The organism is Streptomyces sp. NPDC050263, assembly GCF_040655955.1.
GTDB lineage: Bacteria > Actinomycetota > Actinomycetes > Streptomycetales > Streptomycetaceae > Streptomyces.
In genome coordinates, this window is sequence record NZ_JBFAKW010000001.1 from 141,793 (window position 1) to 163,117 (window position 21,325).

The 21,325-nt window shown below is 68.9% G+C and carries 18 protein-coding genes and 1 tRNA gene; 7 read left to right on the forward strand and 12 right to left on the reverse strand.

The features are described from left to right. The first annotated feature begins 155 nt into the window (after positions 1 to 155). On the forward strand, positions 156 to 704 hold the full coding sequence (locus AB0J04_RS00675; protein ID WP_319337508.1) for a DNA-binding protein: 549 nt from the start codon (positions 156 to 158) through the stop codon (positions 702 to 704). Positions 705 to 889: 185 nt separating this feature from the next. Beyond that, positions 890 to 2,518, forward strand: coding sequence for a protein kinase (locus tag AB0J04_RS00680; protein WP_363166169.1), 1,629 nt, complete (start codon positions 890 to 892; stop codon positions 2,516 to 2,518). Here the strand turns inward: AB0J04_RS00680 and AB0J04_RS00685 are convergent. Both AB0J04_RS00685 and AB0J04_RS00690 read right to left on the reverse strand, forming a co-directional pair. Next, positions 2,482 to 3,954 (reverse strand): hypothetical protein, encoded by a 1,473-nt coding sequence (locus AB0J04_RS00685; protein ID WP_363166171.1) that lies wholly within the window; start codon positions 3,952 to 3,954, stop codon positions 2,482 to 2,484. The two genes, AB0J04_RS00680 and AB0J04_RS00685, sit on opposite strands and share 37 nt — an antisense overlap. Before the next feature lie 191 nt (positions 3,955 to 4,145). Further along, a complete protein-coding gene (locus AB0J04_RS00690; RefSeq protein ID WP_003999697.1) occupies positions 4,146 to 4,274 on the reverse strand; it encodes a DLW-39 family protein in 129 nt (42 codons plus the stop codon). Positions 4,275 to 4,634: 360 nt separating this feature from the next. Here AB0J04_RS00690 and AB0J04_RS00695 point away from each other — a divergent pair, with 360 nt between their 5' ends. After that, on the forward strand, positions 4,635 to 5,000 hold the full coding sequence (locus tag AB0J04_RS00695) for a DUF6344 domain-containing protein (RefSeq protein WP_363166172.1): 366 nt from the start codon (positions 4,635 to 4,637) through the stop codon (positions 4,998 to 5,000). A 120-nt stretch (positions 5,001 to 5,120) separates the two neighbouring features. Here the strand turns inward: AB0J04_RS00695 and AB0J04_RS00700 are convergent, their stop codons facing one another. The 10 genes from AB0J04_RS00700 to dnaA form a co-directional block, all read right to left on the reverse strand. Continuing rightward, a complete protein-coding gene (locus AB0J04_RS00700; protein WP_363166173.1) occupies positions 5,121 to 5,519 on the reverse strand; it encodes a DUF6083 domain-containing protein in 399 nt (132 codons plus the stop codon). A 219-nt stretch (positions 5,520 to 5,738) separates the two neighbouring features. Further along, positions 5,739 to 5,815: transfer RNA gene (locus tag AB0J04_RS00705), tRNA-Ile, on the reverse strand. Positions 5,816 to 5,938: 123 nt separating this feature from the next. After that, positions 5,939 to 6,769, reverse strand: a complete 831-nt coding sequence (locus AB0J04_RS00710; RefSeq protein WP_363166174.1) for a DUF3566 domain-containing protein — start codon at positions 6,767 to 6,769, stop codon at positions 5,939 to 5,941. Between the two features lie 19 nt (positions 6,770 to 6,788). Beyond that, positions 6,789 to 9,383, reverse strand: a complete 2,595-nt coding sequence (gyrA, locus tag AB0J04_RS00715; protein ID WP_363166175.1) for a DNA gyrase subunit A — start codon at positions 9,381 to 9,383, stop codon at positions 6,789 to 6,791. 42 nt (positions 9,384 to 9,425) lie between these two features. Continuing rightward, on the reverse strand, positions 9,426 to 11,537 hold the full coding sequence (gene gyrB / locus AB0J04_RS00720) for a DNA topoisomerase (ATP-hydrolyzing) subunit B (RefSeq protein WP_363166176.1): 2,112 nt from the start codon (positions 11,535 to 11,537) through the stop codon (positions 9,426 to 9,428). 374 nt (positions 11,538 to 11,911) lie between these two features. Beyond that, complete coding sequence (locus tag AB0J04_RS00725) at positions 11,912 to 12,460, reverse strand: DciA family protein (RefSeq protein WP_363166177.1); 549 nt, start codon at positions 12,458 to 12,460, stop codon at positions 11,912 to 11,914. Further along, positions 12,457 to 13,614, reverse strand: a complete 1,158-nt coding sequence (gene recF / locus AB0J04_RS00730) for a DNA replication/repair protein RecF (RefSeq protein ID WP_363166178.1) — start codon at positions 13,612 to 13,614, stop codon at positions 12,457 to 12,459. The genes AB0J04_RS00725 and recF overlap by 4 nt, the downstream gene beginning before the upstream one ends. A 67-nt stretch (positions 13,615 to 13,681) precedes the next feature. After that, a complete protein-coding gene (gene gnd, locus AB0J04_RS00735; protein WP_363166179.1) occupies positions 13,682 to 14,557 on the reverse strand; it encodes a phosphogluconate dehydrogenase (NAD(+)-dependent, decarboxylating) in 876 nt (291 codons plus the stop codon). Positions 14,558 to 14,733: 176 nt separating this feature from the next. After that, positions 14,734 to 15,864: a DNA polymerase III subunit beta gene (dnaN, locus tag AB0J04_RS00740; RefSeq protein WP_351907572.1), complete on the reverse strand. Its 1,131-nt coding sequence runs from the start codon at positions 15,862 to 15,864 to the stop codon at positions 14,734 to 14,736. A 924-nt stretch (positions 15,865 to 16,788) separates the two neighbouring features. Then, positions 16,789 to 18,774, reverse strand: coding sequence for a chromosomal replication initiator protein DnaA (gene dnaA / locus AB0J04_RS00745; RefSeq protein ID WP_363166181.1), 1,986 nt, complete (start codon positions 18,772 to 18,774; stop codon positions 16,789 to 16,791). Between the two features lie 376 nt (positions 18,775 to 19,150). On the opposite strand from dnaA, the gene rpmH reads away from it, so the two are divergent. From rpmH to yidC, 4 genes are read left to right on the forward strand one after another with little or no spacing between them, the layout of a single operon-like run. Continuing rightward, a complete protein-coding gene (rpmH, locus tag AB0J04_RS00750; protein ID WP_018846094.1) occupies positions 19,151 to 19,288 on the forward strand; it encodes a 50S ribosomal protein L34 in 138 nt (45 codons plus the stop codon). 21 nt (positions 19,289 to 19,309) lie between these two features. Continuing rightward, positions 19,310 to 19,681: a ribonuclease P protein component gene (gene rnpA / locus AB0J04_RS00755; RefSeq protein WP_363166182.1), complete on the forward strand. Its 372-nt coding sequence runs from the start codon at positions 19,310 to 19,312 to the stop codon at positions 19,679 to 19,681. Continuing rightward, on the forward strand, positions 19,678 to 20,031 hold the full coding sequence (yidD, locus tag AB0J04_RS00760; RefSeq protein ID WP_363166183.1) for a membrane protein insertion efficiency factor YidD: 354 nt from the start codon (positions 19,678 to 19,680) through the stop codon (positions 20,029 to 20,031). Before rnpA ends, yidD begins: the two co-directional genes overlap by 4 nt. Positions 20,032 to 20,034: 3 nt before the next feature. After that, positions 20,035 to 21,315 carry a membrane protein insertase YidC gene (gene yidC, locus AB0J04_RS00765; protein WP_363166184.1) on the forward strand — a complete coding sequence of 427 codons (1,281 nt, stop codon included), beginning with the start codon at positions 20,035 to 20,037 and terminating at the stop codon, positions 21,313 to 21,315. Positions 21,316 to 21,325 lie beyond the last annotated feature (10 nt).

Below are 21,325 nucleotides of genomic sequence, written 5' to 3' on the forward strand. Positions count from 1 at the left end.
TCTTCCCGGCGGGCGCCGCAGACCAGAGTACCGGGTCACCCGGGGTATCTCGCAAAAAGATTGGGGGTCCCCGCGGATGACCACTCTCCGTAAGATGCTCGGACGCGGTTCGCTACAGCGAACCGCGGTTTCTGGGGAAGCGATGGGGAGACGCAATGGACGCCGCACAGCAGGAAGCGACCGCGAGAGCGCGGGAACTGCAGCGGAACTGGTACGGGGAGCCGCTGGGGGCGCTCTTCCGTAAGCTCATCGACGATCTTGGCCTCAACCAGGCTCGTCTCGCGGGGGTACTGGGACTGTCGGCACCGATGCTGTCGCAGCTGATGAGCGGTCAGCGGGCGAAGATCGGCAACCCGGCCGTGGTGCAGCGAGTGCAGCTGCTCCAGGAGTTGGCGGCGCAGGTCGCGGACGGCAGCGTCAGCGCCGCCGAGGCGACCGAGCGCATGGACGAGATCAAGCGGTCGCAGGGGGGATCGGTGCTCAGTAACACCACGCAGACGACGAGCAGTTCAGGGGCGCCGACGGTCAAGCGGGTCGTCCGCGAGATCCAGTCCCTGCTGCGCTCGGTGGCCGCCGCCGGCGACATCATCGACGCCGCCGACACTCTCGCCCCGACCCACCCGGAACTGGCAGAGTTCCTCCGGGTGTACGGCGCCGGCCGTACCTCCGACGCGGTCACGCACTACCAGTCCCACCAGAGCTGAGCCCTCGGCCCGGTCGCCGAAGGGGGTTCGGCAGCCGGGCAGTCGGCAGCTCGGAGGGGCAGGCCCCTTAGGGGGCGATTCAGGGGCACACGGGGGTCGTATCGCTCATCGCGGGGGTAGCAAGGGGGGAGAACCGAGAGGGAGCAGGGGGAGCAGGGGACAAGGGGGAGGAGCTAGGTACTGCCATGGGTGAGGTCTTCGCCGCACGGTACGAACTGGCGGACCCGATCGGCCGCGGAGGGGTCGGTGCGGTCTGGCGCGCCTGGGACCACCGTCGCCGCCGCTATGTCGCCGCCAAGGTCCTCCAGCAGAGCGACGCGCACGCGCTGCTGCGGTTCGTCCGCGAACAGGCGCTGCGGATCGACCATCCCCATGTCCTCGCACCCGCCAGCTGGGCCGCCGACGACGACAAGGTCCTGTTCACCATGGACCTGGTCGCCGGCGGCTCCCTGGTCCATCTCGTCGGCGACTACGGCCCGCTGCCCCCGCTGTTCGTGTGCACCCTGCTCGACCAGTTGCTCTCCGGGCTCACCGCGGTCCACGCGGAGGGCGTCGTGCACCGCGACATCAAACCCGCCAACATCCTGCTGGAGGCCACCGGAACGGGCCGGCCCCGGCTCCGGCTCTCCGACTTCGGCATCGCGATGCGGCTCGGCGAGCCCCGGCTGACCGACACCGACCTCGTGGTGGGAACGCCCGGTTACCTCGCGCCCGAGCAACTGCTGGGTGCCGACCCGGACTTCCCGGCCGACCTGTTCGCCGTCGGCCTGGTCGCGCTGTATCTGCTGGAGGGCGCCAAACCCGATGCCAAGGCGCTCGTCGAGTACTTCGCGGAACACGGAACTCCGAGCGCCCCCAAGAGTGTTCCGGAGCCGCTGTGGCAGGTCGTGGCCACCCTCCTGCAACCGGACCCGCAGGCCCGTTTCCGTACGGCCACGGGCGCGCGCAAGGCGCTCGCGGCGGCCGTCGAGCTGCTCCCCGAGCCCGGTCCGGACGACGAGACGATCGAGATCTTCGACCAACTGGGCGCACTGCCCAAGGGGTTCGGCCCCGAGGGCCCGACTACACCGACACCCCTGCGGGACACGGATACGGGTACGGGTGCCAGATCGGGTACGGGTACGGGTACCGGCATGGGCATGGGCATGGGCATGGGCGTGGACCTGGGCATGGGCATGGATTCCCTGCCGCCCCGCCCCTACGCCGCTCCCGATCCGGGCCGCGCGGGCACCGGCTCCCTGCCCGCCCGTCCGGAGAGGGATCCGGATGCCGCCCCGCCGGGCACCGAACCGTTTCCCTTTGGCCCAGGCGCGGCCGCCCGTCCTGCCCATCCGGGCACAGGTGCCCTGCCCGCTCAGGCCGACGACGGCGCCGGTACCGGCCAGTCATGGCCCGGCACGGACTCCATACCGACCGACCCACGCCGCTCCACACATCCGGCGCCGCAGTCGGCCACCCCCACCCCTGCTCAAACCCCGGTCGCCGTCCCCTCCATGTCGGACACCGGAAGCTTCCACCTGCCGCCTCCGCAACCGACGGCCACCTCCTTCTCCACCCCTACCCCCACCCCCACTCCCCGTCCCCCCGCCTACGCGCCGACGCCCCTCTCCCCCGCGCCCTCGTACGAGCCTCCGGGCGCCGATGCCGCCACCGCCACGTACACCGCGCAGGCGCCGGCGCCGCAGACCGGTCGGCGGGGACATCGCGCCGCCCGCCGGGGGCGTCCCGGCCCGCCCGCCAAGGTCGCGGTGCCGATGCTGCTCCTCGCGTTGGCCTGCTACGCCGTGGGGTTCTGGGCGTTGGCGCGGATCTGAGCCGCCGCCGCCCTGCGCCGGGCGGTCAGCGTCCAGACCCCGAGCACCGTCAGCAGCACGCTTCCGGCGCCGATTCCGCCCACGGCAACCGCCTTCATCGCGGGGTCACCGCCTGACGCATCGCCGCCCGAAGCGGTGTCGCCGCCGGCCCCGCCCGCCGACGGCTCCGGGTCCGGCGCGCCCACGTCGAAGAACCCGCGCGGTACCGACCGATGCGCGTATCCCGGTCCGTCCTGCGTGGTTCCACCGAGGCCGACGCGCAGGGTCAGCCCGTAGGGGCCGTCCCCGAAACGCTCGTCCACCTGCGCGGCGAGGTGCACCACGAGGTAGTACGAGCCGGCGAACCGCAAAGAGTTCGTCGGATCGGTGGGCGCGTACCGGTTGACGTATCTGACCGGCGGGACGGGGGGCAGAGCCGCCGACTTCTGGCTGCCGCCGTACCCGACGCTCGCGTTCGTCACCTCGGCTCGCACCGGGTTGTAGAGGGTCATGTCCAGGGCGTCGACCACATACCCGGAGTCCTTGTCGGCGCTGCCGAGGTCGACGGCGGCGGACACCTGGCGGCCCCAGTCGACGGGCACCTTGTAGAAGAGGGTCTGCCCGGGGACGATCTCGTCGCTCCAGACGCCCTGCTCCACGGCCGTCGCCCTGGCAAAGCCGGCCCCGCCGCGGACGGTCACCGGCTCGGCGGCGGGCGGCGTGGGCGTCGCGGAGTTCCAGGCCTCGGGAACGCTGGTGGCGGCCGCCTTCTTCAGCGCCGGCTCGGAAACGGCCGCGAGCTCCAGCTCCCAAGACTCCTCAGACTCCTCGGTGGCGAGATCCGTCCTGTCGCCGTCACCGGAGCCCGCGCCGCTGCCGTCACCGGAGCCCGCGCCGCTGCCGTTACCGGTGCCGGTGCCGGTGCCGGTGCGCTCGACGATGACGTAGTAGGTGCCGGCCTCCTGGCACAGCCCCTTGCCCGGCAGCAGCTCACGCGCGCCCCAGGCCGTGATCGGTTGCGGGCTCTTGGACGCCCCGACGGTCACCGAGTCCCGGGAACAGCTGGCGCTGTCGGAATCCTGCACGGAGACGGTGATCCCCGCACCGACGGACAGCTCGGCGTCCGCGCGCGGGACGGCCGTCACGGAGACGTACGTGTTCGACATGCCGTCGAGTTCGAGACGGTAGTAGGCCTTCTTCTCGCCCTCCAGGGAACTCCGGTAGGTCGCGCCGGGCTCCAGACGTACCGCGTCGCTGGTGCCCGTCGCCGCCGGGGCGGTGCGGACGTCGTCGGCGAAGGCGTACGACGGGACGTCCGGCGCGGCCACGGCGACCGGACCGGGCAGCACCGCGGACGACGCGCAGAGCGCCGCCGCCACGGCGGTGATCCGCGCGAGGGCCTGCCATCCGGCCGCCCCACACCTTTCCCGCCCCGTCCGCCCCGCACGCCGGCCCATCGATTCCGCCCCCTCGCCTTCGACCGAACGTGGGCCATCCTGCCCCGCCCGTACGCGCGCCACCCGCGCATTCCGTACGAGCGTCCGAAAAGCCCGTCTCTAACCGCAGGCCCGGGGATCCGCAACACAAAACCCCGACCGCAAGCGGCGGCCGGGGTCTGCTCGGACTTCTCAGTCCTCGGTATCGGTACTCACGAACCCGTGGGCACGGAGTCAGTCGCCTCCGTCCACAGATCCTGCTCGGCGCGATCCGCCTGGATCTGGCGGTACACAAGGAGCCCGCCGATGGCGGCCAGTGCGACCAGGAGAAGCTTCTTCACCGCGCGACCTCGTCTTTCCTTGACGTAGGGGACCTCTGGCGCCCGACTATACACACCGACCGATACCGATCGGTGACCTGCGTCCAGCCCTCAACTCCCGCCCCCGGCAGCGCAGTAGCAGCGGTTCGCAGCGCGGATCACACCACTCCGATCGGAGGGTGATCACATCTCCACAGAGGGTGACTTTCACCCCTTCCCGCCCCACCTGATCCACTCTCCTCCCTTTTATGGCTGCTTGCACCCATCCGGGTGGTGTTCATCGGAACAACGCCACGCCGCGAGCGTCGGTCCACGACTTCGCGCCGCCCATACACATCATGAGGAAAGTACGCAAATCGCCCAACCCGAAAGTGAGGGGCCATGACCGAGAACCGGGTCATGAAGCTGTGGACCGCCATCGTCACCGCCTTCCTCGCGCTGTGCACGGCGCTCGGACTCATCACGACGACCGCCACGACGGCGGCGGCCCGGACCGAGCCGACGCACACCGGCGAGAGTGCGCCCACCACGCACACCGCGGCATGGCCGACGATCTCCTCCCCCTGGCTCTGGTCCCAGACCCGCTCTCTGCCCCCCACGATGAAACAGCGCATCCGCGCCGAGGCCCACGGAAAGTCCCCCAGCTGCCGCCACCGCGGCCTCCCGGACACGGATCCGGCCGAGAACACGCCGACCTCCTGCGACCCCGCGGAACAGGCCGAGCCGGCCATCCCCCTGCAGCGCTGAGCGGCCCTTCCCGACCCACCACGTGACGGCGAACTTGCGTACAGCCCGCACGAGCAGGCCCGGCAGCTCCCCAGGAGCCACCGGGCCTTCGCCGTGCACGCACCCATGTCCGGCCGGCCGTCAGCCGTCGACGTCCCACCCCTCCTCCGACTGTTCCATGGCGCAGAGCATCCGATGGGCCGGTATCACCAGTTCACCTGGGAGCGGAGCGATGGCCCGCACCCGGACCGCCAGGACATCGACGATCACGGACGTGCGGCGGCCGGGCAGCCTGGTGAGCCGCCAGCGGAACCGCGGCGGAACGTCCTTGGCCAGCAGTTCCGCGGTGGACAGGCTCACCCATCGGTCGTAGACCGTCGGACAGATCCGGATGCCACGACCGCACCGGACACAGGTCGGGGGCTCCAGGAACGTGACGTCGTCTCCGTCGGGCTCGGGCCACGGCGACGCGGTGGCGCCGTCGGCCAACGCCATCTGGTTGGCGGCCCGATTCCAGCAGCCGTCGCAGAACTCGACCATGAGATCGATGCGTCCCCGACTGCGCACAGCCGACCCTGACTTCCCACAGCACTGGCACCAGCGATCGCCCCGATCAGCTGTCGTCCCCATACGTTCGAGTGTGGGCGGAATCGAGCAAATGACAGTAGGTCGCGATTTGGCCGTAATAGGAGAGGACGAACCGCTGTCGCCCCTGCATGCCGAAGGCCCCCGGTCCAAGTGGACCGGGGGCCTTCCAGCTGGTGGGGCTAACAGGATTTGAACCTGTGGCCTCATCCTTATCAGGGATGCGCTCTAACCAACTGAGCTATAGCCCCGCCGCGCTCTGCGGTGTGTGTCCCGCGCGCTGACTCCTGAAGATTAGCGCACGACGCGGGCAGTCCCAAAATCGATAGTCGCGGGACCCGCAGCGAGGTTTGAGACGGCTATGACGGCAAAGGTCACTCGTCCTCGGCCAGCGTCAGCTCGACGCCGCCGACGAAGCCCGCGGAGAGGTTGTAGATGAACGCGCCGAGGGTGGCCAGCGCCGTCGCGAGGACCACATCGATGACCGCGATGATCGACGTGAACATCAGGACGTGGGGGAGCGACAGGAACGACTGAAGGTCGAAGCCGTTCGACTCGTTCGAGCCGGTCGCCTCCGAGATCGTGCCGCCGACCGTCGAGAAGACGCCCATCGCGTCCATGACCATCCACAGCACGGCCGCCGCGACGATCGTGCAGATGCCCAGCGCGATGGAGAGCAGGAAGCTGACCTTCATCACCGACCACGGGTCGGCCTTCGCCACCCGCAGCCGCGCCTTGCGGACGCGGGGCGTGGTGCGCGCGCCCGTCCGCGGCCGCCGGACCGCGCCGGCCTGGGCCGTGGCGGGCCCGGCCGCCGGACCGGCCGACGGCGTGGCCGCGGACGCCTGCTGCGTCGGGTAGGCCTGCGGCGGGTGGTAGGGCCCTGCGGGCTGCTGCGGCTGACGCTCGCCGGGAAGCGGCGACGCCTCCTGTTTGCCCTGCGAGCCTCGGGTGTCCGTCACGGTTCCCCCCTGGGATCCCTTGGCACCTTGGGTGTCGGTCGAGGGTGCCGATGAGGGGGAGTCGGACACAGGTGCCTTGATCGCCTTCAGCTGGGTCGTGTGCGTGTCCGCCGCACGTCCCTCGCCGTCCCCCGCGCCCCGCGCGTCGGTCGTACGCGCGTCCCCCTTCGACGCGGCGGAGCCACGGCCGCCGCCGTTCTTGTCCGTACCGGCAGATGTACCGGCGCCCGTGGCTCCGCTCACGATGACTCACTCCTCGGTGCTACTCAGCCGAGGGCGACTCACCCTCGTCCGTGCCGGTGGTCGTGGCCTGCTCGGCGGTCTCGTCCACGGCGTCCTCGCCGTCGACCTCCTCCGCCTCACGCCCCGCCTCGGCGTTACGTGCGATGCCGACGACGGCATCGCGCTTGCCCAGGTTGATCAGTTGGACGCCCATGGTGTCACGGCCCGTCTCCCTGACCTCGTTGACTCGCGTACGAATCACACCGCCGGACAGCGAGATGGCGAGGATCTCGTCGGTCTCCTCGACCACCAGCGCGCCGACGAGAGAACCGCGGTCCTCGACGATCTTGGCGGCCTTGATACCCAGGCCGCCGCGACCCTGGACGCGGTACTCGTCGACGGCGGTCCGCTTCGCGTACCCGCCGTCTGTGGCAGTGAACACGAACGTACCGGGTCGAACAACATTCATCGAGAGCAGCTGGTCTCCCTCACGGAAGCTCATGCCCTTGACACCCGAGGTGGCACGGCCCATGGGCCGCAGGCTTTCGTCCGTGGCGGTGAACCTGATCGACTGCGCCTTCTTGCTGATCAGAAGCAGATCATCGTCGGCCGAGACGAGTTCGGCTCCGATCAGTTCGTCGTCGGAACCGTCCTCCGTCTCACGGAGATTGATCGCGATGACACCACCGGAACGCGGCGAATCGTAATCCTTCAGAGGCGTCTTCTTCACCAGACCGCCCTTGGTGGCCAGGATCAGATACGGCGCCGCCTCGTAGTCGCGGATCGCGAGGATCTCGGCGATCGCCTCGTCCGGCTGGAAGGCCAGCAGGTTCGCGACGTGCTGACCGCGCGCGTCCCGACCGGCGTCGGGCAGCTCGTAGGCCTTCGCCCGGTACACGCGGCCCTTGTTGGTGAAGAACAGCAGCCAGTGATGCGTGGTGGAGACGAAGAAGTGGTCGACGATGTCGTCTTCCTTCAACTTCGCGCCGCGCACACCCTTGCCGCCGCGCTTCTGGGCTCGGTAGTCGTCCGCCTTCGTGCGCTTGACGTAGCCGCCGCGCGTGACGGTGACGACGATGTCCTCCTCGGCGATCAGGTCCTCGATGGACATGTCACCGTCGTAGGGCACCAGCATGGTCTTGCGGTCGTCGCCGTACTTCTCGACGATCGCGGCCAGTTCCTCGCTCACGATGCCGCGCTGGCGGACCGGGGACGAGAGGATCGCGTTGTACTCGGTGATCTTCGCCTGGAGCTCGTCGTGCTCCTGGATGATCTTCTGACGCTCCAGGGCGGCCAGTCGGCGCAGCTGCATCTCGAGGATCGCGTTCGCCTGGATCTCGTCGATCTCCAGGAGGCCCATCAGGCCCGTGCGCGCGATCTCGACGGTGTCGCTGCGCCGGATCAGCGCGATGACCTCGTCGATGGCGTCCAGGGCCTTCAGGAGGCCACGCAGGATGTGCGCGCGCTCCTCCGCCTTGCGCAGCCGGAACTTCGTGCGCCGGACGATGACCTCGATCTGGTGCGTCACCCAGTGGCGGATGAACGCGTCCAGGGACAGCGTGCGTGGGACGCCGTCGACGAGCGCCAGCATGTTGGCGCCGAAGTTCGTCTGCAGGTCCGTGTGCTTGTAGAGGTTGTTCAGGACGACCTTGGCGACCGCGTCCCTCTTGAGGACGATGACGAGACGCTGGCCGGTGCGCGACGACGTCTCGTCACGGACGTCCGCGATGCCGCCGATCTTGCCGTCCTTCACCAGGTCGGCGATCTTCTGCGCGAGGTTGTCGGGGTTGACCTGGTAGGGCAACTCCGTGACCACCAGGCACTGGCGGTTCTGGATCTCCTCGACCTCTACGACTGCCCGCATGGTGATCGAACCGCGGCCCGTGCGGTAGGCCTCCTCGATGCCCTTGCGGCCCACCACCAGGGCGCCGGTCGGGAAGTCGGGGCCCTTGATGCGCTCGATGAGCGCGTCCAGCAGCTCCTCGTGCGAGGCCTCCGGGTGCTCCAGGTACCACTGGGCGCCGGACGCGACCTCGCGCAGGTTGTGCGAGGGGATGTTCGTCGCCATGCCGACCGCGATGCCGGCCGAGCCGTTGATCAGCAGGTTGGGGAAGCGGGCCGGCAGGACGGTCGGCTCCTGGGAGCGGCCGTCGTAGTTGTCCGTGAAGTCGACGGTCTCCTCGTCGATGTCACGGACCATCTCCATGGACAGCGGCATCATCTTGCACTCGGTGTACCGCATGGCGGCCGCCGGGTCGTTGCCGGGAGATCCGAAGTTGCCGTTGGAGTCCACCAGCGGCATCCGCATCGACCACGGTTGCGCGAGGCGGACCAGCGCGTCGTAGATCGAGGAGTCGCCGTGCGGGTGGTAGTTGCCCATGACGTCGCCGACGACGCGGGCGCACTTGTAGAAGCCCTTCTCGGGCCGGTAGCCGCCGTCGTACATGGCGTACAGGACGCGACGGTGGACGGGCTTGAGGCCGTCCCGGACGTCCGGCAGCGCACGCGAGACGATGACGGACATCGCGTAGTCGAGGTACGAACGCTGCATCTCCGTCTCGAGCCCGACGGGCTCGATGCGCATCACGACGTCGCCGCCCTCTTCAGGCGTGACGGGAGTGTTCTCGTCGGTCATTGCTGGTGGGGATCCTTCCTGGTGCGGTCAGCTGAGACCGACTCAGATGTCGAGGAAGCGGACGTCCTTGGCGTTGCGCTGGATGAAGGCGCGACGCGCCTCGACGTCCTCGCCCATCAAAACCGAGAACAGGTCGTCGGCCTGGGCTGCGTCGTCCAGGGTGACCTGGCCGAGGACGCGGTGCTCCTGGTCCATGGTGGTGATGCGCAGTTCCTCGGCGTTCATCTCGCCGAGGCCCTTGAAGCGCTGGATCGAGTCCTCGCGCACCCGCTTGCCGCGCTGGCGGCCCATCTCGAGCAGCGCGTCGCGCTCGCGGTCGGAGTACGCGTACTCGATGTCCTCCCGGCCCCACTTGATCTTGTAGAGCGGCGGGCGGGACAGGAACACGTGCCCGGCCTCGACCAGCGGCCGCATGAAGCGGAACAGGAAGGTCAGCAGCAGGGTGTTGATGTGCTGGCCGTCGACGTCGGCGTCCGCCATCAGGATGATCTTGTGATAGCGGAGCCGGGAGATGTCGAAGTCCTCGTGCACACCGGTGCCGAAGGCGGAGATCAGCGCCTGGATCTCCTGGTTCTGCAGGATCTTGTCGATCCGCGCCTTCTCGACGTTGAGGATCTTGCCCCGGATCGGGAGGATCGCCTGGTACTGCGGGTTGCGGCCGGACTTGGCCGAACCGCCGGCGGAGTCACCCTCGACGATGAAGATCTCGCACTTGATGGGGTCGTTCGACTGGCAGTCGGAGAGCTTGCCCGGCAGGGACGCCGACTCCAGCAGGCCCTTACGACGTGTCAGGTCGCGCGCCTTGCGGGCCGCCACGCGCGCGGTGGCCGCCTGGATGCCCTTGCGGACGATGTCCGCCGCCTCGACCGGGTTGCGGTCCAGCCAGTCGTTGAGGTGCTCGTAGACGGCCTTCTGGACGAAGGTCTTCGCCTCCGTGTTGCCCAGCTTGGTCTTCGTCTGGCCCTCGAACTGGGGCTCGCTCAGCTTGACGGAGATGATCGCGGTCAGACCCTCGCGGATGTCGTCGCCCGTGAGGTTGTCGTCCTTCTCGCGCAGCAGCTTCTTGTCGCGCGCGTACTTGTTGACCAGGTTCGTCAGCGCCGCGCGGAAGCCCTCTTCGTGCGTACCGCCCTCATGCGTGTGGATGATGTTGGCGAAGGAGTACACGCCCTCGCTGTAGCCGCTGTTCCACTGCATCGCGACTTCGAGGGAGAGGGCCTTGTCCTTGTCCTCCGCCTCGAGGTCGATCACCGTCGGGTGCACCACGTCGCCCTTGCGGGAGTTGAGGTACTTCACGAAGTCGACGATGCCGCCCTCGTAGTGGTACGTGACGGTCTTGACCTCGTCCTTCTCGTCCGCACCCGCCTCGTCCGCCCCGGCGGTGGCCTTCGCCGACTCGCGCTCGTCGGTGAGCTTGATCGTCAAGCCCTTGTTGAGGAACGCCATCTCCTGGAAGCGCCGCGAGAGCGTCTCGAAGGAGTACTCCGTGGTCTCGAAGATGTCGCCGTCCGCCCAGAAGGTGACCGACGTGCCGGTCTCGTCCGTGGCCTCGTGCTTGACCAGCGGGGCCGTGGGGACGCCCATCTTGTAGTCCTGCGTCCAGCGGTGGCCGTCGGTCCTGACCTCGACCGCGACCTTGCTCGACAGGGCGTTCACGACCGAGACGCCGACGCCGTGCAGACCGCCGGAGACCGCGTAACCGCCGCCGCCGAACTTGCCGCCCGCGTGCAGCACCGTGAGCACGACCTCGAGGGCCGGCTTGCCCTCGGAGGGGACGATGCCCACCGGGATGCCCCGGCCGTTGTCGATGACGCGCACACCGCCGTCGGCCAGGATCGTCACGTCGATGGTGTCCGCGTGACCGGCCAGCGCCTCGTCGACCGAGTTGTCGACGACCTCGTACACGAGGTGGTGCAGCCCTCGCTCACCGGTCGAACCGATGTACATACCGGGTCGCTTGCGGACGGCGTCCAGGCCCTCGAGGACGGTAATGGCGCTGGCGTCGTACGAGGCGGTGACCTCGCTGCTCGAGATGCTCGAGATGCTCGAGTTGCTCGAGGCGATGACCTCGTCGTTCGCGCCGGCGTCGGTGGACGGGATGTTCTCGTTGGGGTTGCCGGAATCGGCCACGAAGCGCCCTTTCTGGCACAGCACTAGCCAGGCTCGTCGGCGGGTTGCCGGAGCGGCTGCGGCATGTTGCGTTGGTAAGCCTTGATCAGCGTTGCTCAGCTTTTCCCGGGCGGTCCCCACGTTCGGGGCGGGATTGGCTTCCAGTCTACCGGTAGCACTGACAGTGATGGGGGTTTGCCGGTACCTGAGTCCGCATGTGCCGCCCTCAACCGGTCTCTTTCGAGTCCCGATATATGGATGGGGGCTCCAAGAGGCTCACGGAGGCACTCAGCGCTTCCGGGTGTCAACCCTTGGCTACTTGGGAGTCAGGTCGCGATTCGCACCCGCACGCGGGCACACGCGACGAAGGCCGGGCGGTCACGACAGAACCGTCCCGGCCTTCGAATACGTGACATACGTCACCCATAGGTGTCGCCGGGACCGGTGCTCCCAGGGGCCCTCAAGGGGCCGTAGCGGCGCACGGGACCACCGGGACCCAGCACCTTGATCAGTCGCACCGTGCCGTGCCCCAGATCCTCGTTCAGGCGCGCCACCAGAGCCGGGGCGAGCAGCCGCAGGTTCGTCGCCCAGGCCGTGGAGTCGCAGCGCACGATCAGCGTCCGCTCGTCCTCGTCGTACTTCTCCGGCAGGCAGTGCTTGGCCAGGTCCTCGCCGACGATCTGCGGCCACCGGCCCATCACCCCGCCCACCGCCGCCGGCGCCTCCCACCCGCGCTCGGTGAGCAGCCGGTTGATGGCGGCGCCCAGCGCCATCGGGTCGCGGCCGTCGGCGCGCGCTCCGGAGCGCAGGCCGCCCCCGCGCCGGGCCTGCTTCTTCTGCTGCACCGCGTCCCCGCGCGCGCGTGCCTGCTCGCGTGCCGCCCTGAGCGCCACGCGCGCGAGGTCGACGCCGGACGGCTCGGGGCCGCGCTCGGGGTTCCGCTCCGGGGCGGGCTCGTCGGCGCTCATACGCGCTCCACCGTCCCCCCGGACACGGTGTACCGCGCCCCCGCGAGGACGTCCGGCACGTCGTCGTCGACCGCGGCCGTCACCAGCACCTGCTCGCCGGGCGCGACCAGCTCGGCCAGCCGCTCCCGCCGACGGGCGTCCAGCTCGGCGAAGACGTCGTCCAGGACCAGCACCGGCTCGTTGCCCTCGGCCCGCAGCAGGTCGTAGGAGGCCAGCCGCAGCGCCAGCGCGTACGACCAGGACTCGCCGTGCGAGGCGTACCCCTTGGCCGGCATCGGGCCGAGCTTGAGGATCACATCGTCCCGGTGGGGGCCCACCAGCGTGACGCCGCGCTCGATCTCCTGCTTGCGGACGTCCGCGAGCGCGGCCATCAGCTGCCCGTAGAGCTCCTCACGCGTGTGTGCCTCACCGGGGGCCGACGACTTGTACTCCAGGGCCACCGGACCGCCACCGGGCGCCAGTTGTTCGTACGCCTTGTCGGCGAGCGGCTGGATCGCGGCGACCAGGTCGAGCCGCTGGGCGAGCAGTTCGGCGCCCACGCGCGCGAGGTGCTGATCCCAGACGTCGAGCGTGGAGAGGTCCGTCCCCACGCTCGAATCCGCTCGCGCGGGAGGTGCCCCCCTGCGGCCGCCGTGCCTGCGGGCCAGCGCGGCCGTCTTCAGGAGGGTGTTGCGCTGCTTGAGGACCCGCTCGTAGTCGGAGCGCACGCCCGCCATGCGCGGGGAGCGGGCGGTGATCAGCTCGTCCAGGAAGCGGCGGCGCTCGCCCGGGTCGCCCTTCACCAGGGCGAGGTCCTCGGGCGCGAACAGCACGGTCCGCACGATGCCGAGCACATCACGGGGCCTGACCTGCGAGGACCTGTTGATACGGGCGCGGTTGGCCTTCCCGGGGTTCAGCTCCAGCTCGATCAGCTGCTGCCGCTCGCCCTGCCTGACCTGCGCCCGGATGATCGCGCGGTCGGCGCCCATGCGGACCAGGGGCGCGTCCGAGGCGACCCGGTGACTGCCGAGCGTGGCGAGATAGCCGACGGCCTCGACGAGGTTCGTCTTGCCCTGCCCGTTGGGGCCCACGAAGGCGGTGACGCCCGGGTCGAGCGGAACTTCGACCCGGGCGTACGAGCGGAAGTCGGCCAGCGACAGATGCGTGACGTGCATGGTCGTTCGCCGACCTCCCCCAGGGTTGTGGATCGCGGTGCGACCCTGTGGATCACTTGGTCGTGGACTACTTCGTCTCGACGGCGTGGCCGCCGAACTGGTTGCGCAGCGCCGCGATCATCTTCATCTGCGGCGAGTCCTCCTGTCGGGAGGCGAACCGCGCGAACAGCGAGGCCGTGATCGCGGGCAGCGGCACGGCGTTGTCGATCGCGGCCTCCACGGTCCAGCGGCCCTCGCCGGAGTCCTGTGCGAAGCCGCGCAGCTTGTCGAGGTGCTCGTCCTCGTCGAGCGCGTTGACCGCGAGGTCCAGCAGCCAGGACCGGATGACCGTGCCCTCCTGCCAGGAGCGGAAGACCTCGCGCACGTCCGTGACGGAGTCGACCTTCTCCAGGAGCTCCCAGCCCTCGGCGTAGGCCTGCATCATCGCGTACTCGATGCCGTTGTGGACCATCTTCGCGAAGTGCCCGGCGCCGACCTTGCCGGCGTGGACCGCGCCGAAGTCGCCCTCGGGCTTGAGGGCGTCGAAGACCGGCTGCACCTTGGCCACGTTCTCCGCGGCGCCGCCGTACATCAGCGCATAGCCGTTCTCCAGGCCCCAGACGCCGCCGGAGACGCCGCAGTCGACGAAGCCTATGCCCTTGGCGGCCAGCTCCTCGGCGTGCTTCTCGTCGTCCGTCCAGCGGGAGTTGCCGCCGTCCACGACCACGTCACCCGGCTCCAGGAGCTCGCCGAGCTCGTCGACGGTGGACTGGGTCGCGGCGCCGGCCGGAACCATCACCCAGACCACGCGCGGGCCCTCGAGCTTGCCCACAAGCTCTTGGAGGCTGTGGACATCGGCGAGGTCCGGGTTGCGGTCGTATCCGACGACGGTGTGGCCTGCGCGGCGGATCCGCTCGCGCATGTTGCCGCCCATCTTGCCGAGGCCGACGAGACCGAGCTCCATCAGTTGTTCCTTAGGTCGCTGTGTGGCGTGTGGGGCACCTTCGTACCCATGTACGAGCCTAAACCCGGACGGTCACGCACACCTGTGGGCATACGCGCTCAAACGAACGCTCCCACCTGCGGCTTACCCACAGGCCGGGGACGCTTTCTCCACGACCTGTGGACAACACCCGCGACTCAGCCGCTCAGGCGCACCGGCATGATCAGGTACTTGTAGGCCTCGTCCGCCTCCGCGTCCAGAGCCGGCTTGCCGCTGAGCAGCGCGGGCTTCGTGGACGTCGTGAAGGACAGCTGTGCGACCGGGGAGTCGATCGCGCTCAGGCCGTCCAGCAGGAAGGTCGGGTTGAAGGCGATCGAGATGTCGTCGCCCTCGAGCTGGGCGTCGACCCGCTCCACAGCCTGTGCGTCGTCGCTGGAACCGGCCTCGAGGATGAGCACGCCCTGCTCGAAGCTGAGCCGCACCGGGGTGTTGCGCTCGGCGACCAGCGCCACGCGCTTGACGGCCTCCACGAAGGGGGCGGTCTCGATCACGGCGACGGAGTTGAACTCGGTCGGGAACAGCGTGCGGTACTTCGGGAGGTCGCCCTCCAGGAGGCGGGTCGTCGTACGACGGCCGGCGCCCTCGAAACCGATCAGGCCCTCGCCGGAGCCCGAGCCGGAGAGCGCCAGGATGACGCTGTCGCCGCTCGTGAGCGCCTTGGCGGTGTCCAGGAGCGTCTTGGCGGGCACCAGGGCGACCGCGGACGCCTCGGGGTTCTCCGGCTTCCACAGGAACTCGCGGACCGCGAAGCGGTAGCGGTCGGTGGAGGCCAGCGTGACCGTGTCGCCCTCGATCTCGATGCGCACACCGGTGAGCACCGGCAGCGTGTCGTCACGACCGGCGGCGATGGCGACCTGGGCGGCCGCGGAGGCGAAGACCTCGCCGGGGACGGTGCCCGTGGCGTTCGGCATCTGCGGCAGCGACGGGTACTCCTCCACCGGCAGGGTGTGGAGAGTGAAGCGCGAGGAGCCGCAGACCACCGTGGCCCGTACACCGTCTGTGGAGATCTCCACCGGACGGTTGGGCAGGGCGCGGCAGATGTCCGCGAGCAGGCGGCCGGAGACGAGGACGGTGCCCTCCTCCTCGACCTCGGTCTCCACGGAGACCCGCGCGGAGACCTCGTAGTCGAAGCTGGACAGGCTCAGCTGGCCGTCCTCCGCCTTCAGCAGCAGGCCGGCGAGGACCGGCGCCGGCGGACGGGCCGGGAGGCTACGCGCCGCCCAGGCCACGGCCTCCGCGAGTACGTCGCGTTCCACCCGGATCTTCACTCTTGCCGCCTCCTGCTGTTGCCGGCGCTTCTCGCCCTGCCTGGCCTTCGTCGTCTGTCTCGGTGTGGTCGGCCCCGAGGCGGGGCAGAACCACCGGGGACCAGTCTGACGCACCGCACTGACAGCTGGTGCCCCTCGGGGTCAAGTCGTGACGAGGGGCAGCCGGGCACCGAGGAGCGAGTTGTGCACAGGCCCCGCTTCGAAACGGATTCCCAGCTCTCTCTAGTTGTTAGTAGTAGTAGGGCCTGTGGAAACCGTGGATAACCCCGTTTTCGCAGCTCAGAGGCGATATTTTATCCACTGGCCCTGTGGGTGGAGGCGGTGGACAACCGGGTGCTTCTGTGGAGAACAGAAAGTTCTGCACACTCCATGCACAGGCGGGGGCGAGTTCTCCCCAGCGGCGTCCCCAGGTTTACCCACGTTTCCCACAGGGCAACCCGGCGGCTTCGTGTGACGCCTTTCACTCGGCCCGGTGACGAGGCGCGTCGTGTTGCCGAACAGTGGACAGACATGTGGAGAAGCCGGAGATCGCTGGGGACAACCGGCCGCAGCCTGTGGGTTGCCGGTGGACAACTTCGTGCACAGCCTGTGGATCATTTTTTTGTCCACAGGCTGTGGACAAACTTTTTCCACGAATCCACAACCACTTGACCTGGCTCGATGGTCTCGCACAGGGCGAGCCTGTGGACACAGTCTGGACAACTTCCCGGTCCCCAGGGTGTGGACGGGAAAAAGTCGCCGAATCTGTGGAGAGTGGCCGTAACCCGGCCGGTATTCGAACAGCGGATGAGCGGCGAACGACCGTTGCCCGTCGCCGCCGGCCGGTGCGGAGGGCCTCGGGAAGGCCTTCAGACGACGAAAAGCGCCCCCGGATGTCCTCCGGGGGCGCCCTCAGCGGCGTCTGTGCCGCGGTCTTCGGTGCCGTCAGCCGTTCTTGATGCGGTTGGTCAGCTCGGTCACCTGGTTGTAGATGGAGCGCCGCTCGGCCATGAGATTGCGGATCTTGCGGTCGGCGTGCATGACCGTCGTGTGGTCGCGGCCGCCGAACAGCGCGCCGATCTTCGGCAGTGACAGGTCCGTCAGCTCGCGGCACAGGTACATGGCGATCTGGCGGGCCGTGACGAGCTGGCGGCCGCGCGAGCTGCCGCACAGGTCCTCGATCGTGAGGCCGAAGTAGTCGGCGGTCGCGCTCATGATGGCGGTCGAGGTGATCTCAGGCGTGGAGTCGTCGCCGCCGGGGATCAGGTCCTTGAGGACGATCTCCGTCAGGCCCAGGTCCACCGGCTGCCGGTTGAGCGACGCGAACGCCGTCACCCGGATCAGCGCGCCCTCCAGCTCGCGGATGTTGCGCGAGATGCGGGACGCGATGAACTCCAGTACCTCCGGCGGGGCGTTGAGCTGTTCCTGCACCGCCTTCTTGCGGAGGATCGCGATCCGCGTCTCCAACTCGGGCGGCTGGACGTCCGTGATCAGGCCCCACTCGAAACGGTTCCGCAGTCGGTCCTCCAGCGTGACCAGCTGCTTCGGCGGCCGGTCGCTGGACAGCACGATCTGCTTGTTGGCGTTGTGGAGCGTGTTGAAGGTGTGGAAGAACTCCTCCTGCGTCGACTCCTTGTCCGCGAGGAACTGGATGTCGTCGACGAGCAGGATGTCCATCTCCCGGTACCGCTTGCGGAAGCTGTCGCCCTTGCCGTCGCGGATGGAGTTGATGAACTCGTTGGTGAACTCCTCCGAGCTCACGTACCGCACGCGCGTGCCCGGGTAGAGGCTCCGCGCGTAGTGCCCGATGGCGTGCAGCAGGTGCGTCTTGCCGAGGCCCGATTCCCCGTAGATGAAGAGGGGGTTGTAGGCCTTCGCGGGCGCCTCGGCGACGGCGACGGCGGCCGCGTGCGCGAACCGGTTGGAGGCGCCGATGACGAACGTGTCGAAGAGGTACTTCGGGTTCAGGCGCGCCGTCGGCTCACCGGGGCCGGCCTTCGGCGAGGACTGCGCGGCCGACGGTCCGGGGGTGCCCGGGCCGTGCTGACCGGGTCCGTGCTGACCGGGGCCGCCGCGGTGCGGATGACCGGGACCGGCCGGCGGCTCGGGCCGCTCCCGGCGGCCGGCGTCGCGCTGGTCGTAGTCGGACCGCGACTGCTCGTACTCCGACCGCTTCTGCTCGTACGGCGACGGGTCGTACGGCGGCCGCTCCATCGACTGGGGGCGGTAGTCCTGCGACGGCGGACCGTAGGAGTCCTGCGACGAGGAGCCGTACGGGTCCTGGGAGGAGGGCGACGCGTAAGGGTCGCGCTCCGGGAAACCCAGCCGCTGCTGCTGCCAGCTGTACTCGTCCTGCTGGGGCCGCGGCCAGGCGCCGGGCTCGGGGCGCTGGTACTCCGACGGATACGCGGGCCGTGCGGTGGGCAGTTGGTCCGGGCGCGAGCCGGGGAGCTGGTCGCCGGGCGTCGGGGGCATCGGGTCGGCGCGGTGCCGGCCGTAGCCCTCGTACTGGCTGTCGTACGAGTTGTCGTATCCGGAGTCGTAGCGGCCGTCCTTCCGGCCGTCCTGCCCGTCATAGGAGCCGGCCGGGAGCTCGGGCTCCTCGTAGCGCGGCTGCTGTTGGGCAGGGGGGGCCGACGGGGCCTGGGGGTCGCCGACGGAGTCGTCGACGGTGATGGCGATGCGGATCGGGCGGCCGCACTCACGGCTCAGCGTCTCGCTGACGATCGGGGCGAGGCGGCCCTCCAGCACGCCTTTCGCAAATTCGTTCGGTACCGAGAGCAGGGCGGTGTCGGCGACCAGCGCGAGCGGCTGGCAGCGCCGGATCCAGTGCTCGTCCTTCACCTCGACGCCCTGGCCCCGGCCCTCGCCGAGGAGCTGCTCCAGTACTCGTGGCCACACTGCGGCAAGATCGGCAGGTACGTCAGCCACAGGGCACGCTCTCTCGCGGGTCCCACGAACGTGTGGTTGCGGGACGGTCGGGATTCATATGGGGCGGGGCAGGGACAAAGGAACGATTCGGAGTCCAGCCAAGGTAGTCAGGGCGGCGGGTGCGGTTCAAGTTGTTGTCCCCAGGCTGTGGATAGTGTCTCCCTGTGACTGCCGGTTTGACCGGATGGCGTAGCCGCGCGTACCGTAACCAGGTCGAGTTGTCGATGGCTGCTGCCGCCTGCCTCCGATGGGCACAGATCGCTTCAGGTGATCGGGAAGCGGTGCACTCGGGCGTTCACCGCGAGCTACCTCGTGGGCGCACGGTGACAGCCAGGACGGCACCCCGCCGCCACCGATTGATTTCTGGAGCCCCCGAGTGAGCAAGCGCACCTTCCAGCCGAACAACCGCCGTCGCGCCAAGACCCACGGCTTCCGCCTGCGGATGCGCACCCGTGCCGGTCGCGCGATTCTCGCGAACCGCCGCAGCAAGGGCCGCGCCAACCTGTCCGCCTGAGCCTGATCAGGTCATGACGTCGTGCTGCCTACCGAGCATCGGCTGAGGCGGCGCGAGGACTTCGCGACCGCGGTACGACGGGGTCGTCGGGCAGGCCGCCCGACCCTCGTGGTCCATTTTCGAAGCGGTGCCACGGACCCGCACGCGCCTGGGGAGAGCGCTCCCCCGACGCGTGCGGGTTTCGTCGTGAGCAAGGCTGTGGGCGGAGCGGTGGTGCGTAACAAGGTGAAGCGCAGACTGCGTCACCTGATGCGCGACCGGGTCAGCCTGTTCCCCCCCGGTAGCCTGGTAGTCGTACGGGCGCTGCCCGGGGCGGGCGACGCCGACCACGCACAGCTGGCCCAAGACCTGGATGCCGCCCTTCAACGGCTACTGGGAGGGGGCGCGCGATGAAGTACCCGCTACTGGCTCTGATCAAGCTCTACCAGTGGACGATCAGTCCGCTGCTCGGGCCGGTGTGCAAGTACTACCCGTCGTGCTCCCACTACGGCTTTACGGCCATCGATCGGCACGGTGCGATCAAGGGAACGGCACTCACCGCGTGGCGCATTCTGCGCTGCAACCCGTGGTCGCTCGGCGGTGTGGACCATGTCCCGCAGCGCAAGCGGCCGCGATGGCACGAAATGCTGCGCGACGCGTGGCGTGCACGCAGGGGCGGGACCTCCGCCGCCGAAACGGCCCCCGAGGAGCACTCTTCCTCGGGCCCGGCCGCAGAGACACCGTCCCATGCCCAAGGAGCATGATTAGTGGACACGATTGCCAGCCTCTTCAGCTTCATCACGACACCTGTCTCCTGGGTCATCGTCCAGTTCCACACGGTGTACGGCGCCATCTTCGGCCCCGACACCGGTTGGGCCTGGGGCCTGTCCATCGTGTCCCTGGTGATCCTGATCCGTATCTGCCTGATCCCGCTGTTCGTGAAGCAGATCAAGGCCACTCGGGCCATGCAGACGCTCCAGCCCGAGATGAAGAAGATCCAGGAGCGCTACAAGAACGACAAGCAGCGTCAGTCCGAAGAGATGATGAAGCTGTACAAGGACACGGGTACCAACCCGTTGTCCTCGTGCCTTCCCATCCTGGCGCAGTCCCCGTTCTTCTTCGCCCTGTACCACGTGCTCAACGCCATCGCCTCCGGTGACACCATCGGCGTGATCAACAAGAGCCTGCTGGCGAGTGCGCAGAAGGCGCACATCGTCGGTGCTCCGCTGGCCGCGAAGTTCACCGACGGCTCGGCGAAGGTGGAGGCGCTCGGCGCCTCGCTCACCGACGTCCGCGTGGTCACCGCGATCATGATCGTTCTGATGTCGGCGTCGCAGTTCTTCACCCAGCGCCAGCTGATGACGAAGAACGTCGACACCTCGGTGAAGACGCCGTTCATGCAGCAGCAGAAGATGCTGATGTACGTCTTCCCCGTCATGTTCGCCGTCTTCGGCATCAACTTCCCCGTGGGTGTCCTCGTCTACTGGCTCACCACCAACGTGTGGACCATGGGTCAGCAGATGTACGTGATCCGCAACAACCCGACGCCGGGTTCCAAGGCGCAGGCCGCCTACCTGGATCGCCTGTACAAGCACGTCACACACAACGGCAAGACCCGTCGCCGCAGCGAGAAGGCCATCGTCAAGGCCATCGTGGCCAAGGGCCGCGACCGCAACGACGCCGAGCGCAAGTTCATCAACGCCCTGACCAAGGTGGGCTTCGCGGCACAGGCCGACGGCAACGTCGTCAAGAGCGAGGCCCAGGCGGCTGCCCAGGCCGAGGACGGCATGTCTACGAGCGCGGCAGCCGCCAAGCGTCAGCAGCCCAAGCGCCAGTCGAAGTCGCAGCGCCAGTCTGCGACCCCGAAGGCGGCCGGCGAGCCCACCTCGCTGACCAAGTCCGACGAGCCGGAGGACGCCAAGCCCTCGGGCAGCGCCGGCGCCGCCAAGCAGGCCGGTGCCAAGCCCGGTTCCGGAGGCCGCAGCAAGGCCCAGTCCGGGCAGCGCAAGGGCGGCCCGCAGCGCCCCAAGTCCCCGTCCAAGAAGTAAGAAGGAGCCC